We start from the raw sequence: 14,133 nt of genomic DNA, 5'->3' as shown, positions 1-14,133 counted from the left end.
TCCTCTCGCGGCCCGTGCCTCCGCGCTCCGCCCGCCCGGAATGTGGCCTGCTTCACAGTCTGGCACCCACCACTGACAACGCCTCGGGAAACGGCGCGGTCCTACCCGGGAGGAGTAAGCGGGCGGCGCGCACGGCACGGGCGAGGCAGGCGGGAGGGCGGCCCGAGTGCGGTCCGCGGCGCAGTCCCGCGGACGGGGCAAACCGCTTGCGCACCCCCGTTAGACTTGGCCCATGGCCATTCTCCTCGCGCATTAGACAGCGGGAACGCCCTCAGCCGCCCGTCCCGCCTCACCCGCTACTGGAGTCTGTCCGTGATTTCCGCTTCCGGCATCGAGCTGCGTGCCGGTGCCCGCATCCTCATCGAGTCCGCCACCTTCCGCGTCGCCAAGGGCGACCGCATCGGACTGGTCGGACGCAACGGCGCCGGCAAGACCACCCTCACCAAGGTCCTGGCGGGCGAGGGCATGCCCGCCGCCGGCACCGTGACCCGCTCCGGCGAGGTCGGCTACCTCCCGCAGGACCCCCGCACCGGCGACCTCGACGTGCTCGCCCGCGACCGCATCCTCTCCGCGCGCGGCCTCGACACACTGCTGCGCAAGATGCGCGAGAACGAGCAGCGCATCGCCAACGGGCAGGGCGCCACCCGGGAGAAGGCGCTGAAGCAGTACGAGCGCCAGGAGACCGAGTTCCTCACCAAGGGCGGTTACTCCGCCGAGGCCGAGGCCGCGACCATCGCCGCCGCGCTCAACCTGCCCGACCGCGTGCTCGGCCAGCCCCTGCACACCCTCTCCGGCGGTCAGCGCCGCCGCATCGAGCTGGCCCGCATCCTGTTCTCCGACGCGGACACCCTGCTGCTGGACGAGCCCACCAACCACCTCGACGCCGACTCGATCGTCTGGCTGCGCGACTACCTGCGGACCTATCGCGGCGGCTTCATCGTCATCTCCCACGACGTCGACCTGGTCGAGACGGTCGTCAACAAGGTGTTCTACCTGGACGCCAACCGCTCCCAGATCGACGTCTACAACATGGGCTGGAAGCTGTACCAGCAGCAGCGGGAGGCCGACGAGAAGCGGCGCAAGCGGGAGCGGCAGAACGCCGAGAAGAAGGCCGCCGCGCTCCACTCGCAGGCCGACAAGATGCGCGCCAAGGCCACCAAGACGGTCGCCGCGCAGAACATGGCCCGCCGCGCCGACAAGCTCCTGGCCGGCCTGGAGGCGGTCCGCCAGTCCGACAAGGTCGCCAAGCTCCGCTTCCCCGAGCCGGCCCCCTGCGGCAGGACCCCGCTCATGGCGGAGGGCCTGTCGAAGTCGTACGGCTCCCTGGAGATCTTCACCGACGTCGACCTGGCCATCGACAAGGGCTCCCGGGTCGTCATCCTCGGCCTCAACGGCGCCGGCAAGACGACGCTGCTGCGGTTGCTGGGCGGCGTCGAGCAGCCCGACACCGGCGCGGTCGTCCCCGGCCACGGCCTCAAGCTCGGCTACTACGCGCAGGAGCACGAGACCCTCGACCCCGAGCGCACGGTGCTGGAGAACATGCGCTCGGCCGCGCCCGACATGGACCTCGTCGAGGTCCGCAAGGTGCTCGGCTCCTTCCTGTTCTCCGGCGACGACGTGGACAAGCCGGCCGGTGTCCTCTCCGGCGGTGAGAAGACCCGGCTCGCGCTGGCCACCCTCGTCGTCTCCTCCGCGAACGTGCTGCTCCTGGACGAGCCCACCAACAACCTCGACCCGGCCAGCCGCGAGGAGATCCTCGGCGCGCTGCGCACCTACAAGGGCGCCGTCGTCCTGGTCACGCACGACGAGGGCGCGGTGGAGGCGCTGCAGCCGGAGCGGATCATCCTGCTCCCGGACGGCGTCGAGGACCTGTGGGGCTCCGACTACGCGGACCTGGTCGCCCTCGCCTGACCCCGGGGCGCGCCTCGGCCGCCCCCTGCGGCCCCCGTCCGCGCCCGTGGGCCGCTTCCCTCGTCCCGTGTCCCTCCCGGGACCGGGACATGATCCCTTGCGCATGGATCATTCGACCCACGCGTGATCCACCATCTGTGTGAGATCTCCTCGTACCCCGGTGCGTCGCGCACCGCTCTTCCGGCCGGGCCCCCCTTTCGCGGGGGCCCGGCCGTCGCGCGTCCGTGACCTGCTGGTTCATGGGCGCGCTCGTGCGGGCGTGCGGGAAATCAGCGATCGGAATACTTCCCTCCGTTTGTGGGGACCCGCTCCTGTCGTCAAAACCGTCTCTCATCGACCTTGCCGAATGGGTGGCCAACCCGCCCCGGAGGGGTGATCATGAGAGGACCAGAGCGCACTTCCCATGAGGAGGCACGGGTGGCCGAGACTCTGAAGAAGGGCAGCCGGGTGACCGGCGCCGCGCGCGACAAGCTCGCGGCAGACCTGAAGAAGAAGTACGACTCCGGTGCGAGCATCCGGGCGCTGGCCGAAGAGACCGGCCGCTCGTATGGCTTCGTGCACCGGATGCTCAGCGAGTCGGGCGTCACGCTGCGTGGACGCGGCGGAGCGACCCGCGGAAAGAAGTCCGCCTCCGCCTGAGGCCCTCGAGTCCGAAGGCGGCCATCGGTTCTCCGATGGTGACCACCCGGACGGTCGGGTGACCGACCGGGTGGTTACTGTGCAGTCACTTGGGATGCCGGAGCACGGCGTCCCCGACGACCGCACCCCTTCGGAGGCGCCCCCATGGCTTCGCTCGGACTCGACCTCGAACCGGTACTCGACAAGGACGGCGTACGCCTCACCGTGGACGACGCGGTCGCCACGGTGACGCTGGCCAACCCCGCCAAGCGCAACGCCCAGGGCCCCGCCCTGTGGCGCACGCTGATCGAGGTCGGCCGGCTGCTGCCGGGTTCCGTGCGGGTGGTCGTGCTGCGCGCCGAGGGCAAGTCCTTCTCGGCGGGCCTCGACCGGCAGATGCTCACGCCCGAGGGAATTCCCGGCGAGCCCTCGTTCATCGGCCTCGCCCGGAGCGAGGACGCCGAACTGGACGCCACGATCGCCGCGTACCAGGAGGCGTTCACCTGGTGGCGGCGCAACGACCTCGTGTCCGTCGCCGCCGTGCAGGGGCATGCCATCGGCGCCGGTTTCCAGCTGGCGCTCGCCTGTGACCTGCGCGTCGTCGCGGACGACGTGCAGTTCGCCATGCGCGAGACCAGCCTCGGACTGGTGCCGGACCTCACGGGTACGCACCCGCTCGTCGGCCTCGTCGGTTACGCCCGCGCGCTGGAGATCTGCGCCACGGGCCGCTTCGTGCACGCGGAGGAGGCCGTCAGCACCGGCCTGGCCAACGCCGCGGTCCCCGGCGAGCAGCTCGACGACACGGTGCGCGATCTCGTGGACGCGCTGCTGGCCGCCCCGAGGGACGCCGTGGTGGAGACGAAGGCCCTGCTGCGCGGGGCGCGGGACCGCACCTTCGACGAGCAGCGCGCGGCGGAACGGGCCGCCCAGGCCCGTCGGCTCCGGGACCTGGCGGGCCTGGCCGACTGAGCCGGCCCGAGGGGACCGGGATCACGTGCAGTGCGGGCGGGCGGGGCGGGGAGCCGGGAGGCAGCCGCCCCGCCTCGCCCGCGACGTGACACGGGAAAGCTCTCGATCCCCGCGTCGGGCGCCCCCGGCTCAGAAGCCGCGCAGCGCGCCGCCGTCCACCGGCAGCATCAGCCCCGTGAGATACGAGGCGGCCGGTGAGAGCACGAAGGCGGCGACCCGCCCGAACTCCTCCGGCGTCCCGTAGCGCCGCAGCGGAATCCGCGATTCCTGCTCGCGGCGGGTGGCCGCCGGATCGGCGGACGCCGCGTCCAGCTCGCGCACCCGGTCGGTGTCGATCCGGACCGGCAGCAGCCCCACCACCCGGATGCCGCGCGGCCCCAGCTCGTCCGCGAGCGACTTGGCGAGCCCCGCCAGTCCCGGGCGCAGCCCGTTGGAGATCGTCAGCCCGGGAACCGGCTCGTACACCGAGCCCGACAGCACGAACCCGATGACCCCGCCCTCGGGGAGTTCCGCCGCGGCCGTGCGTGCCATCCGCACCGCGCCCATGAACACGGATTCGAGCGCGGCGGCCCACTGGGCGTCGGTGTTGTCGGCCACGAGTCCGGGCGGCGGCCCGCCCACGCTGACCAGTACGCCGTGGAAGCCGCCGAAGCGCTCCCGGGCTGTCGCGACCAGCCGGGCCGGGGCCTCCGGGTCGCCGTTGTCCGCGGCCACGCCCACCGCGTCCGGCCCCAGCTCCGCGGCGGCCGCGGCCGCGCCCTTCTCCTCGCGCCCGGTGAGCACCACCTTGGCGCCGTCGGCCACCAGTTCCCGCGCCGTGGCGTTGCCCAGCCCCCGGGTCCCCCCGGTGACCACGTACACACGATCCTTCAGTCCAAGATCCATGGCCCCATCCTGCCTCTCCGCCCGCCCCGCGCACACCCGTCCGAGGGGTCTCACCGCTCGGGGAAAGCGGGACTTGCCCCCTTGCCCCCGTACAGGCACAGCGCGGTGTTCACCAGGCCCAGGTGGCTGAAGGCCTGCGGGAAGTTGCCGAGCTGGCGGCCGTCCACGGGGTCGTACTCCTCGGCGAGCAGCCCGACGTCATTGGCCAGGGCGACGCTCCGTTCGAACAGCTCCCGGGCCTCCCGCGTGCGGCCCGTCAGATGCAGCGCCTCCGCGAGCCAGAAGGAGCACACCAGGAACGTCCCCTCGTCGCCGGGCAGCCCGTCGACGTTCGGGCCCGCCGTGCTGTAGCGGCGCACGAAGCCATCGTGGCCGAGCTCCTCCCGGACCGCGTCGACCGTGCCGACGACCCGGGGGTCCTCCGGCGGCAGGAAACCGACCCGGGGGATGAGCAGCAGCGAGGCGTCCAGCTCACTGGAGCCGTAGAACTGGGTGAACGTGTTCCGCTTCGGGTCGTACCCGCGTGCGCACACCTCCTGGTGCACCTCCTCCCGCATCGCCCGCCAGCCCTCCAGGTCGCCGCCGAGCTGGGGGTTCTCCTCCAGGGCGCGGACCGCGCGGTCGGCGGCCACCCAGGCCATGACCTTGGAGTACACGAAGTGCCGGCGGCCGCCGCGCACCTCCCACAGGCCCTCGTCGGGCTGTTTCCAGGCGGTGCGCAGGAAGTCCATGAGTGCCCGCTGCACCTGCCACATGTGCGGCTTCTCGGGCAGGCCCGCGCTGAGCCCGAGGGAGAGGGAGTCGATGACCTCGCCGTACACGTCGAGCTGGAGCTGGGTCACCGCGTCGTTGCCGGTGCGCACGGGGGAGGCGCCCGCGTAGCCGGAGAGCCACGGCAGCTCCACCTCCCGCAGCCGCCGTTCGCCCGAGATGCCGTACATGATCTGCAGGTCGGCGGGGTCGCCGGCGACCGCGCGCAGCAGCCAGTCGCGCCACGCCTCGGCCTCCTCCAGGTAGCCGGCGCCGAGGAGCGCGTTCAGGGTGAGCGTGGAATCGCGCAGCCAGGAGTAGCGGTAGTCCCAGTTGCGGACCCCGCCGAGCTGCTCGGGCAGCGAGGTGGTCGGGGCGGCGACGATGCCGCCGGTCGGCCGGTAGGTGAGCGCCTTGAGCGTGATCAGGGAGCGCACGACGGCGTCCCGGTGGGGCCCGTCGTAGCGGCACCGGGCGGCCCACTCCTGCCAGTCCGCGAGGCTGGTGCGCAGGGCGCCGTGCGGGTCGACGAGCGGGGGGCGCGGCTCGTGGGAGGGGTGCCAGGTGAGGACGAAGGCGACCTTCTGCCCCGCGTGCACGGTGAACTCCGAGTGGGTGCAGAAGTCCTCGCCCCAGGTGCGCACCGGGGGCTCGCTGCGCAGCCAGACCGCGTCGGGTCCGGCGACCGCCACCCGATGACCGTCGGTGCGGCGCATCCACGGGACGATCGAGCCGTAGTCGAAGCGCAGCCGGAGCGCTCCGCGCATGGTGACGGCGCCGGACAGGCCCTCGACGATGCGGACGACGTCGGGGGCCCGGTCGCGCTGCGGCATCAGGTCGGTGACGCGGACCGACCCCTCGGGGGTGTCCCACTCGGTGTCCAGGACGAGGGAGTCGGGGCGGTAGGCCCGCCGGTCGCAGAGGCCGGCCCCCTTGGGCGCGAGACGCCAGTGGCCGTTGTGCTTGTCACCCAGCAGGGCGGCGAAGCAGGCCCCGGAGTCGAACCGGGGCAGGCACAGCCAGTCGATGGAACCCGTCCTGCTGACCAGCGCGGCCGTCTGTTCGTCACCGATGAGGGCGTAGTCCTCGATGCGCACTTCCATGCGCCTCGGGGTTCCCGGATCGGGACCGGCGCAATCACGCACTTCCGGCCGGCAGGCGGGCGCGGACGGTGCGGAGAACCTATGCCGCCGCGGGTTCCCGCGCCTTCGCCGTGTCCTCGCGCTTCTGGCCCGCCCGGTCCCGTGCCTCGCGCCGGGCGAGGACGACCCAGCCCACCGGGACGCCGGCGGAGAACAGCCACCACTGGACGGCGTACGCCATGTGGGGGCCGATGTCGCTGTGATTGGGGTCCGGGATCAGTTCCGGGGCGCCGCCCGCGGGCTCGGGGGCCGTCTGCTCCACGTAACCGGCGAGCACCGGCCTGCCCAGCCGGTCGGCCTCCACCTCGCTGTTGATCAGCATGACCTGGCGGTCGGGCAGGCCCTTGACGTTCTTGATGCCGCTGTCGGCGGTCGTCTGGTCCGGCATGAGGCGCCCGGTGACCGTGATCTCGCCGCGCGCGGGCGCCGGGATCTTCGGGAACTCGGTCTGCGCGCCGTCCGCGGGGATCCAGCCCCGGTTGACCAGCAGCACCTTGCCGTCGTCCAGGACGAACGGGGTCAGCACGTGGTAGCCGACCTCGCCGTCGGTGTTCGTGCGGCGCCGGACGACGACCTCGTGCGCGGTGTCGAAGGTGCCCCTGGCGGTCACCCTGCGGTACAGGTCGACGTGCTTGACCTCGCCGCCCGGGGCGGTGAGCGACTCGGCGGGCACCGGCTTCGCGGCCAGCGAGTCGCCTATCACCGTGTTCAGCGCCACCTTGTGCTGGTGCCGGTGCAACTGCCAGAAGCCCAGCTCGATCATCGTCGGGATGAGCAGGAGTGCGATGAGGGTGAGGATCACCCACTGCCGGGACAACAGGAAGCGGTACACCCGACGACGGTACCTCCTGGGCCGAGGGCCCCGGCCGGTAGGGTCCCCCGCCGCATCCCGGCGGCCCGGGTCTCAGCCCTTGCCTCAGACCTTGTCGGTGATGCCCGCCCTCCCCTCCGCGCGGGCGCAGTGCGCGCCGCAGTACCAGTGGCCGTCCACCTCGACGCCCTGGCCGATGATCTGCACCCGGCAGTGCTCGCAGATCGGGGCCATCCGGTGGATCGCGCAGGAGAAGCAGTCGAAGACGTGCACGGCACCCTGTGCGTGCACCTCGAACGTCATGCCGTAGTCGTTTCCGCAGACCTCGCAACGTGCCATGGGGGACAGGGTGCGGTGCCGTGCGGCACCGGGCGGGCGACCTCCGGGGCGAGTCGCCGCACCGTCACCCGTACGTCCGGCATGCCGCCTACGCCCGCTTGCTCCCTTTCGCTCCCTCGGTCTCCGCGGCCGGCTCCACGTTCTGCAGCAACTGGCCGAAGGCCGCCTCGTCGACCACCGGCGTGCCGAACTGCCGGGCCTTGAGGACCTTCGACGTGCCCGAGTCGGGGTCATTGGTGACGAGCAGGCTGGTGAGGCGGGACAGGCTCGTCGCCACGTGCAGTCCGGCGTCCACCGCGCGGTCCTCCAGCAGTTCGCGGTCGACCGAGGTGTCCCCGGAGAAGGCCACCCGCATGCCCTGCTTGAGCGGACGCCCCTCCTCGTACCGGCCGGGGTTGGGGTAGGGGCACGGCGGCAGCTTGCGGGACTGGCGCCAGCTCCCGGGCCGTGAGGCGCCCGGGGGCGTGGCCTGGCGGCCGATGCGCGGGGTGGCGGACCACTCGGTCAGCGGCAGGCACTCCAGCAGCGGCAGCCGGACGTTGTCCCGCGCCGCCGCGTGCAGGCTCGGCCGGAACGCCTCGGCGAGCACGCGCGCGTCGTCCAGCGCGTGGTGCGCCCGCCGCTGGACGACGCCGAAGTGGGCCGCCAGCGTCTCCAGCTTGTGGTTGGGCAGCGGCAGCGCGAGCGCCTTGGACAGCGCGATCGTGCACAGCCGCTGACGGACCGGCGGCTCCTGGCCGGCGCGCGCGTACTCCCGGGCGATCATCGACCAGTCGAAGACCGCGTTGTGCGCGACGAGCACCCGTCCCGTAAGCCGGGCCGCGAACTCCCCGGCCACCTCGTGGAACAGGGGCGCCCCTTCGAGCGCCTCGCTCGTCAGACCGTGTATCCACACGGGGCCGGGATCGCGCTCCGGGTTGACCGTCGTGTACCAGTGGTCCTCGACCTCGCCGCGCGCGTCCAGCCGGTAGACGGCCGCGGAGATGATGCGGTCGTCCCGCGCCAGGCCGGTGGTCTCCACGTCGACGACCGCGTATCCCTGCGGATACGCGGCCGGCCAGGATGCCGGGGGCGCTGCGATCGTAGGGTCTTCGAGCATGGTCAATGAGAATACGGGCACCGACCGACAGCCCCGTCGCGGACCTCACCCCTCCCCGCGCCCCGCGGCCCTCCTGACGTTCCCTCAGCGCCACCGGGCCGCGTCGGCGCCCCAGGTCCCCGGCGGCCGGTCCCAGGTCGTGGGGGAGCCCGCGAAGCGCACCGGCGGCAGGGCGTACCGCAGCCGGCCGGCCCCGCTGTCCGTCTCCGCGAGCCAGGGCGAGGCGTCCTCGTAGGGCGGCGCCGGGCTCGCCGCGACCGTGCCGCCCGCCGGTGTCCCGTCCCCTGCCAGCCAGGCCGCCGTCCGCGCCAGCGCGAAGCGGAGGAGGCGGGAACCGCCCCGCTCCGTCTGGTCGGTGAGGGACCGCAGGACGGCCGCCGCCATGAGGTATCCCGTGCCGTGGTCCAGCGCCTGGGCGGGGAGCGCCCCCGGCCGCCCGTCGGCCGTGCCCTCGGTCACCGCGATGCCGGTGGCGACCTGCACCAGGCTGTCGAAGCCCCGCCGCCCGCCCCACGGGCCGTACGCGCCCCAGGCGGACAACTGGGCCACCACCAGCCCCGGCCGCCGCTCGGCGAGGGCCGGCGCGGAGAGCCCGAGGCGGTCGAGCGCGCCGGGCCGGTACCCCGTCACGAGGACGTCGGCCGAGGCCAGGAGGTCCTCGAAGGCGGCCCGGTCGCCGGGGGCCGTCAGGTCGAGCGTCGTGGACCGCTTGCCGAAGTCCATGTCGAGGTGCTGGTCGGGGATCTCGGGGAGCCGGGGGCTGTCGATCCGCAGCACGTCGGCGCCGAGCAGGGCGAGCGCGCGGGTGGACACGGGTCCGGCGATGACCCGGGTGAGGTCCAGCACCTGCAGGCCCGCCATCGGGAGCAGGGGGGTCTCCGGCAGGGGCAGAGGAGCGCGGGCCGGCGCGTCGTCCAGGCACTCGCGCTCCACGAGAGGGCGCGCGCGCAGTGCGCGGCCCTGCTCGTGCGCCGCCCATTCCCCGGGCGTGCGCAGGGCCACCGCGAGTCCTCCGGCCGCGCACACGGTCTCCTCCACCTCGAGTGCCGGCCGTTCGGCGAGCACCGCCTCCACCGTCTGAGGGGCGGCGTCGGCCGTGAGGCCCAGCGCGCCGAGCAGGCGCGCCCGGTGGTGGGGGTAGTTGGCGTGCGTGCGCACCCAGCCGTCCGCGGTGCGCCAGAAACGCGACAGCGGCGCGAACGGGCTCGTCGCGCGCCCGTCGACCCGCAGATGCCGTTCGCTCTGGAAGGCGGTCGCGACGGCCCCGTCGTCGACCGTCACCTCGGGCGCCCGTGCGAGCCCGGCCCGCCGCGCCCCCCATTCGGCTCCGGCCAGGGCGCACGCTCCCACGCAGGCCCGCGCGAGTTCCCGCACGGGCAGCCGGGCGGCGAGCGCCCCCTCCCGTACGACGGTCGAGACCCCCGGGAGCAGCGAGGGCTCCCCGCCCAGCGCCGTCCAAGCAGTGGCGATGTCGATGTGCTCGTCGGTCATGAGCGCAGTATGCGGGCCCGGGCGTGCGGAGGGGCCGGGCCCGCCCCCGGACGAACCCGGCCCCTCCGGGCCGCTGCCACGCGCGGCCGGTGTCACGCGACTAGCGTGTGACCGCCTTGAGCGCGTTCACGGTGCCCCAGCCGTAGAAGCCGTTGCGGTTCTTCGAGCCCTGGCACACCGCGTCGACCTTGCCGTCCGAGTCGATGTCGTACGGCTTGGTGCACGGAGTGGCGTCGGCCTCGGCGTAGAGGAGCGCCTTCACCAGCGCGGCGGGGGCGTGCGGGTGGGTCGACTTGATGAGCGCGGCCACACCGGCGACGTGCGGGCTCGCCATCGACGTACCCGCCATGTAGCCCCACGAGCCGCCCGGCAGCGGGCCGAGGATGAGACCGCTGTTCGCGGGCGGGGCCGGGGCCTGGTAGGCCGTCGAGTCACCGCCGGGCGCGGCGACGTCGATCTGGCCGAGGCCGTAGTTCGAGAACGAGGACTTGATGCCCTTGGCGCCCGTGGAGGCGACGGTGACGACACCCGGCAACTGGGTCGGGATGTCGAAGCACTTGGAGGTGTCGACCACCCGGTCGCCCGGGGTGGTGTCGTTGGGGGAGGAGGGGTCGGTGATCTCGTCCGCGGCCAGGTCGTAGTTCTCGTTGCCCGCGGCGGCGACGTTGACCGTGCCCTTCTTCTCCGCGTACCGGGTGGCCCGGGTCAGCGCGGTGACGAGCGCCTTCTGGTCCGGGTCGTCGGTGCAGTTGAAGTACCAGGGGTCGGTGTAATAGCTGTTGTTGGTGACGTCCACGCCGTGCTCGGCGGCCCACATGAAGCCGCACACCACGGCCTCGGTGTAGAAGAAGCCCTCCGTCGTGGAGACCTTGATCCCGGCCACCTTGACGCCCGGAGCGACACCGGTGATGCCGACGCCGTTCTTGGCGCCCGCGATCTCGCCCGCCACGTGCGTGCCGTGCGGGCTCTCCTCGGCGGAGGGCCGCCAGGCGCCGTCGGCCGTGTTCGCCTTGCCGGACACGCAGTTGACGGAGGCCTTGCGGTTGAAGTTGGGCGCGATGTCCGGGTGGGTGTCGTCGACGCCGGTGTCGATGACGGCGACGGTCACCTTGCTGCTGCCCAGCGTCTTCTGGTGCGCCTTGTCCGCCTTGATGGCGGGCAGGTCCCACTGCAGGGGCTCCAGCGGGTCCTGGCCGGCGGCGGCCTTCGCGCCCGCCACCTCCTGCGCCGTGAGCGCCTTCGGGGTGCCGACGTCGGTGGTCGACTGGGCGGGCAGCGGGGCGGTACGGGTCGCGCCCGCGGACTGGACGCCGGGTATCCGGCGCACGGTTCTCGCGAAGTCGGCGTTCGAGGAGTGGACGACGAGGACGCCGATCTTGTCGTACGAGGTGACGACCGTGCCGCCGGCCTTGGCGATGGCCCGCTTCAGGTGCGCCGAAGCACCGTGCCCCGGGGCGGTGTTGACGACGTAGCTGAGCGGGGTGCCGTCGGTCGTGGCGGCCTTCGGCGCTCCCTCGGCGGCGAAGGCGCCGGTGTTCGGCAGGAAGGCGAGGGCGGACGCCATGGCCATTCCGAGCGGCAGGGCTATGACACGGTGCGAGCGCGTGCGCGGACGCAGACGAGGCATGGGATCTCCACATCATCCGTAAGCGTGAAGGCGCCGGGACGCGGGTGACGCCCCGGGCAGGTACATGACGGGTGGTGCAGGGTGACGCTATCCCGCGTCCTCGCTGGTCAGCAATGAGTTCGCAAAATCGCCCGGATTTTCGATGGAGCCGTCAACGCGGCGCCGCCGCACCGGAACACGGCGCCCGACCGGACGGCGCCCGGGAGCCCGGCACCCGCCCCCGACCGTCGCCGAAACGTCACCTGAAAGCCGCCGCGGATGTTGAACCGGCCCCCGGGCCGGTCCGTGACCTTGAGCAGGGAACGGGGAGAGTGACCGGAAACACACCCTCCTCGTTCACCGTCGTCACCACCCGTACGCACCAGCAACGCGAGGAGACTTCGTGGCCACCGACGCACCTCCCCCTTCGAAAGCCGAACCCCGGCTCCCGTCGACCGAGGAGTTCACAGCGGTGCAGCAGAGCGCCGAGTTCGGTGAACTGCGCCGGACCCACCGGTCGTTCGCCTTCCCGCTGACCATCGCGTTCATCGCCTGGTACCTGGTCTACGTCCTGCTGTCCAACTACGCGGGCGACTTCATGGGCACCAAGCTCTTCGGCAACATCAACGTCGCCCTGGTGCTCGGCCTCGCCCAGTTCCTCACCACGTTCCTCATCGCCTGGTGGTACTCGCGGCACGCCGCCGCCAAGCTCGACCCCAAGGCGGATGCCATCAAGGCCCGGATGGAGGGCGGCGCATGAGCCCCGCACACCCCGCGACGCACACCCTGCTCGCCGCCGGCGAGGCCAGCGAGCACCGGACTCTGATCATCACCCTGTTCGCGGTGTTCGTCGCCGCCACGCTCGTCATCACCATCTGGGCGGGCCGGCAGACCAAGAACGCCGCCGACTTCTACGCGGGCGGCCGCCAGTTCAGCGGCTTCCAGAACGGCCTCGCCGTCTCCGGCGACTACATGTCCGCCGCGTCCTTCCTCGGCATCGCCGGCGCCATCGCGCTGGCCGGCTACGACGGCTTCCTCTACTCCATCGGCTTCCTGGTGGCCTGGCTGGTCGCCCTCCTCCTGGTCGCCGAACCCCTGCGCAACTCCGGCCGCTACACCATGGGCGACGTGCTGGCCTACCGCATGCGGCAGCGCCCGGTGCGCACCGCGGCGGGCACCTCCACGATCGTCGTGTCGATCTTCTACCTGCTGGCCCAGATGGCGGGCGCCGGTGTCCTCGTCTCCCTGCTGCTCGGCATCACCAGCGACGGCGGCAAGATCGCGATCGTCGCCCTGGTGGGCGTCCTGATGATCGTGTACGTCACCATCGGCGGCATGAAGGGCACCACCTGGGTGCAGATGGTCAAGGCCGTGCTGCTGATCATCGGCGCCATCCTGCTGACCTTCCTGGTACTGCTGAAGTTCGACTTCAACATCTCCGACCTGCTCGGCAAGGCCGCCGAGAACAGCGGCAAGGGCTCCGCCTTCCTCGAACCCGGACTGAAGTACGGCGCCACCGGCACCACCAAGCTGGACTTCATCTCCCTGGGCGTCGCCCTGGTCCTCGGCACCGCCGGACTGCCGCACATCCTGATCCGCTTCTACACGGTGCCCACCGCCAAGACCGCCCGGAAGTCCGTCAACTGGGCCATCGGCCTCATCGGCGCCTTCTACCTGATGACCCTCGCCCTCGGCTTCGGCGCCGCCGCGCTGATCAAACCGGACGAGATCATCGCCTCCAACAAGGCGGGCAACACCGCGGCCCCCCTGCTCGCCCTCCATCTGGGCGGCGTCGACTCCAACTGGGGCGCCGTCCTGCTCGCCTCGATCTCGGCCGTCGCCTTCGCCACGATCCTCGCCGTCGTCGCGGGACTCACCCTGGCCTCCTCCTCGTCGTTCGCGCACGACATCTACGCCAACGTCATCAAGAGGGGGAAGGCGAGCGAGAAGGAGGAACTGCGCGCGGCCCGCTGGGCGACCATCGGCATCGGCGCCGTCTCCATCGTGCTGGGCGCCCTGGCCCGCGACCTCAACGTGGCCGGCCTGGTCGCACTCGCCTTCGCGGTCGCCGCCTCCGCCAACCTGCCGACCATCCTCTACAGCCTGTTCTGGAAGCGGTTCACCACCTCCGGCGCCCTGTGGTCGATCTACGGCGGCCTGATCACCGCCGTCGGACTCGTGCTGTTCTCCCCGGTGGTCTCGGGCAAGCCGTCCTCGATGTTCCCCGACGTCGACTTCCACTGGTTCCCGCTGGAGAACCCGGGCATCATCTCCATCCCCGTCGGCTTCCTGCTGGGCGTCATCGGCACCCTGCTCTCCAAGGAGAAGCCCGACGAGGGCAAGTTCGCGGAGCTGGAGGTCCGTTCCCTCACCGGCACCGGGGCGCACTGAGCGTGCTCCTGGGGCAACCGGACCGTACGCCGGGGCCGCGTCGTGCACCGCACGACGCGGCCCCGGCGTACGAGGTGGCCGAAACCCTTTCGGCCGTTGTCGGCGGCGTCACGTAGGCTCG

At 72.3% G+C, this 14,133-nt stretch carries 12 protein-coding genes; 5 read left to right on the top strand and 7 right to left on the bottom strand.

Features of this window, described 5'->3' with window-relative positions; all coding sequences use genetic code 11:
• The first annotated feature begins 312 nt into the window (after nt 1-312).
• The 3 genes from OHB09_RS07260 (at nt 313) to OHB09_RS07250 (ending at nt 3,498) form a co-directional block, all read left to right on the top strand.
• Nucleotides 313-1,911: an ABC-F family ATP-binding cassette domain-containing protein gene (locus OHB09_RS07260; RefSeq protein ID WP_006143371.1), complete on the top strand. Its 1,599-nt coding sequence runs from the start codon at nt 313-315 to the stop codon at nt 1,909-1,911.
• Between the two features lie 417 nt (nt 1,912-2,328).
• Nucleotides 2,329-2,550, top strand: coding sequence for a helix-turn-helix domain-containing protein (locus OHB09_RS07255; protein WP_006143370.1), 222 nt, complete (start codon nt 2,329-2,331; stop codon nt 2,548-2,550).
• A 144-nt stretch (nt 2,551-2,694) separates the two neighbouring features.
• Complete coding sequence (locus tag OHB09_RS07250; RefSeq protein ID WP_167796157.1) at nt 2,695-3,498, top strand: enoyl-CoA hydratase/isomerase family protein; 804 nt, start codon at nt 2,695-2,697, stop codon at nt 3,496-3,498.
• A 129-nt stretch (nt 3,499-3,627) separates the two neighbouring features.
• Here the strand turns inward: OHB09_RS07250 and OHB09_RS07245 are convergent, their stop codons facing one another.
• The 7 genes from OHB09_RS07245 to OHB09_RS07215 all read right to left on the bottom strand — a co-directional run bounded on the left by OHB09_RS07245 (nt 3,628) and on the right by OHB09_RS07215 (nt 11,642).
• Nucleotides 3,628-4,383 carry an SDR family oxidoreductase gene (locus tag OHB09_RS07245; protein WP_006143368.1) on the bottom strand — a complete coding sequence of 252 codons (756 nt, stop codon included), beginning with the start codon at nt 4,381-4,383 and terminating at the stop codon, nt 3,628-3,630.
• A 50-nt stretch (nt 4,384-4,433) separates the two neighbouring features.
• Nucleotides 4,434-6,236: a glycoside hydrolase family 15 protein gene (locus OHB09_RS07240; protein ID WP_167795408.1), complete on the bottom strand. Its 1,803-nt coding sequence runs from the start codon at nt 6,234-6,236 to the stop codon at nt 4,434-4,436.
• Between the two features lie 79 nt (nt 6,237-6,315).
• Nucleotides 6,316-7,107 (bottom strand): SURF1 family cytochrome oxidase biogenesis protein, encoded by a 792-nt coding sequence (locus OHB09_RS07235; RefSeq protein WP_167795407.1) that lies wholly within the window; start codon nt 7,105-7,107, stop codon nt 6,316-6,318.
• Nucleotides 7,108-7,191: 84 nt separating this feature from the next.
• Nucleotides 7,192-7,425 carry a hypothetical protein gene (locus OHB09_RS07230; RefSeq protein WP_078631246.1) on the bottom strand — a complete coding sequence of 78 codons (234 nt, stop codon included), beginning with the start codon at nt 7,423-7,425 and terminating at the stop codon, nt 7,192-7,194.
• An 88-nt stretch (nt 7,426-7,513) separates the two neighbouring features.
• Nucleotides 7,514-8,524, bottom strand: a complete 1,011-nt coding sequence (locus OHB09_RS07225; protein WP_006143364.1) for a DEDDh family exonuclease — start codon at nt 8,522-8,524, stop codon at nt 7,514-7,516.
• 84 nt (nt 8,525-8,608) lie between these two features.
• Nucleotides 8,609-10,015 (bottom strand): CoA transferase, encoded by a 1,407-nt coding sequence (locus tag OHB09_RS07220; RefSeq protein ID WP_328921745.1) that lies wholly within the window; start codon nt 10,013-10,015, stop codon nt 8,609-8,611.
• Between the two features lie 100 nt (nt 10,016-10,115).
• A complete protein-coding gene (locus tag OHB09_RS07215) occupies nt 10,116-11,642 on the bottom strand; it encodes a S8 family peptidase (protein WP_391037567.1) in 1,527 nt (508 codons plus the stop codon).
• Between the two features lie 382 nt (nt 11,643-12,024).
• Here OHB09_RS07215 and OHB09_RS07210 point away from each other — a divergent pair, with 382 nt between their 5' ends.
• Nucleotides 12,025-12,381 (top strand): DUF485 domain-containing protein, encoded by a 357-nt coding sequence (locus OHB09_RS07210; RefSeq protein WP_006143361.1) that lies wholly within the window; start codon nt 12,025-12,027, stop codon nt 12,379-12,381.
• Nucleotides 12,378-14,012, top strand: coding sequence for a solute symporter family protein (locus OHB09_RS07205; RefSeq protein WP_093598906.1), 1,635 nt, complete (start codon nt 12,378-12,380; stop codon nt 14,010-14,012). The genes OHB09_RS07210 and OHB09_RS07205 overlap by 4 nt, the downstream gene beginning before the upstream one ends.
• The last annotated feature ends 121 nt before the right edge of the window (nt 14,013-14,133 follow it).

This window comes from Streptomyces griseoaurantiacus, assembly GCF_036189845.1.
Classification (GTDB): Bacteria; Actinomycetota; Actinomycetes; order Streptomycetales; family Streptomycetaceae; genus Streptomyces; species Streptomyces griseoaurantiacus.
This window is presented reverse-complemented; position numbering and strand designations above follow the sequence as displayed.

Excerpts from the sequence above, each read along its gene's own strand:
- OHB09_RS07240 (WP_167795408.1), bottom strand. The coding sequence starts at position 6,236 with ATGGAAGTGCGCATCGAGGACTACGCCCTCATCGGTGACGAACAGACG.
- OHB09_RS07215 (WP_391037567.1), bottom strand. The coding sequence starts at position 11,642 with ATGCCTCGTCTGCGTCCGCGCACGCGCTCGCACCGTGTCATAGCCCTG.
- OHB09_RS07230 (WP_078631246.1), bottom strand. The coding sequence starts at position 7,425 with ATGGCACGTTGCGAGGTCTGCGGAAACGACTACGGCATGACGTTCGAG.
- OHB09_RS07205 (WP_093598906.1), top strand. The coding sequence starts at position 12,378 with ATGAGCCCCGCACACCCCGCGACGCACACCCTGCTCGCCGCCGGCGAG.
- OHB09_RS07245 (WP_006143368.1), bottom strand. The coding sequence starts at position 4,383 with ATGGATCTTGGACTGAAGGATCGTGTGTACGTGGTCACCGGGGGGACC.
- OHB09_RS07250 (WP_167796157.1), top strand. The coding sequence starts at position 2,695 with ATGGCTTCGCTCGGACTCGACCTCGAACCGGTACTCGACAAGGACGGC.
- OHB09_RS07220 (WP_328921745.1), bottom strand. The coding sequence starts at position 10,015 with ATGACCGACGAGCACATCGACATCGCCACTGCTTGGACGGCGCTGGGC.
- OHB09_RS07225 (WP_006143364.1), bottom strand. The coding sequence starts at position 8,524 with ATGCTCGAAGACCCTACGATCGCAGCGCCCCCGGCATCCTGGCCGGCC.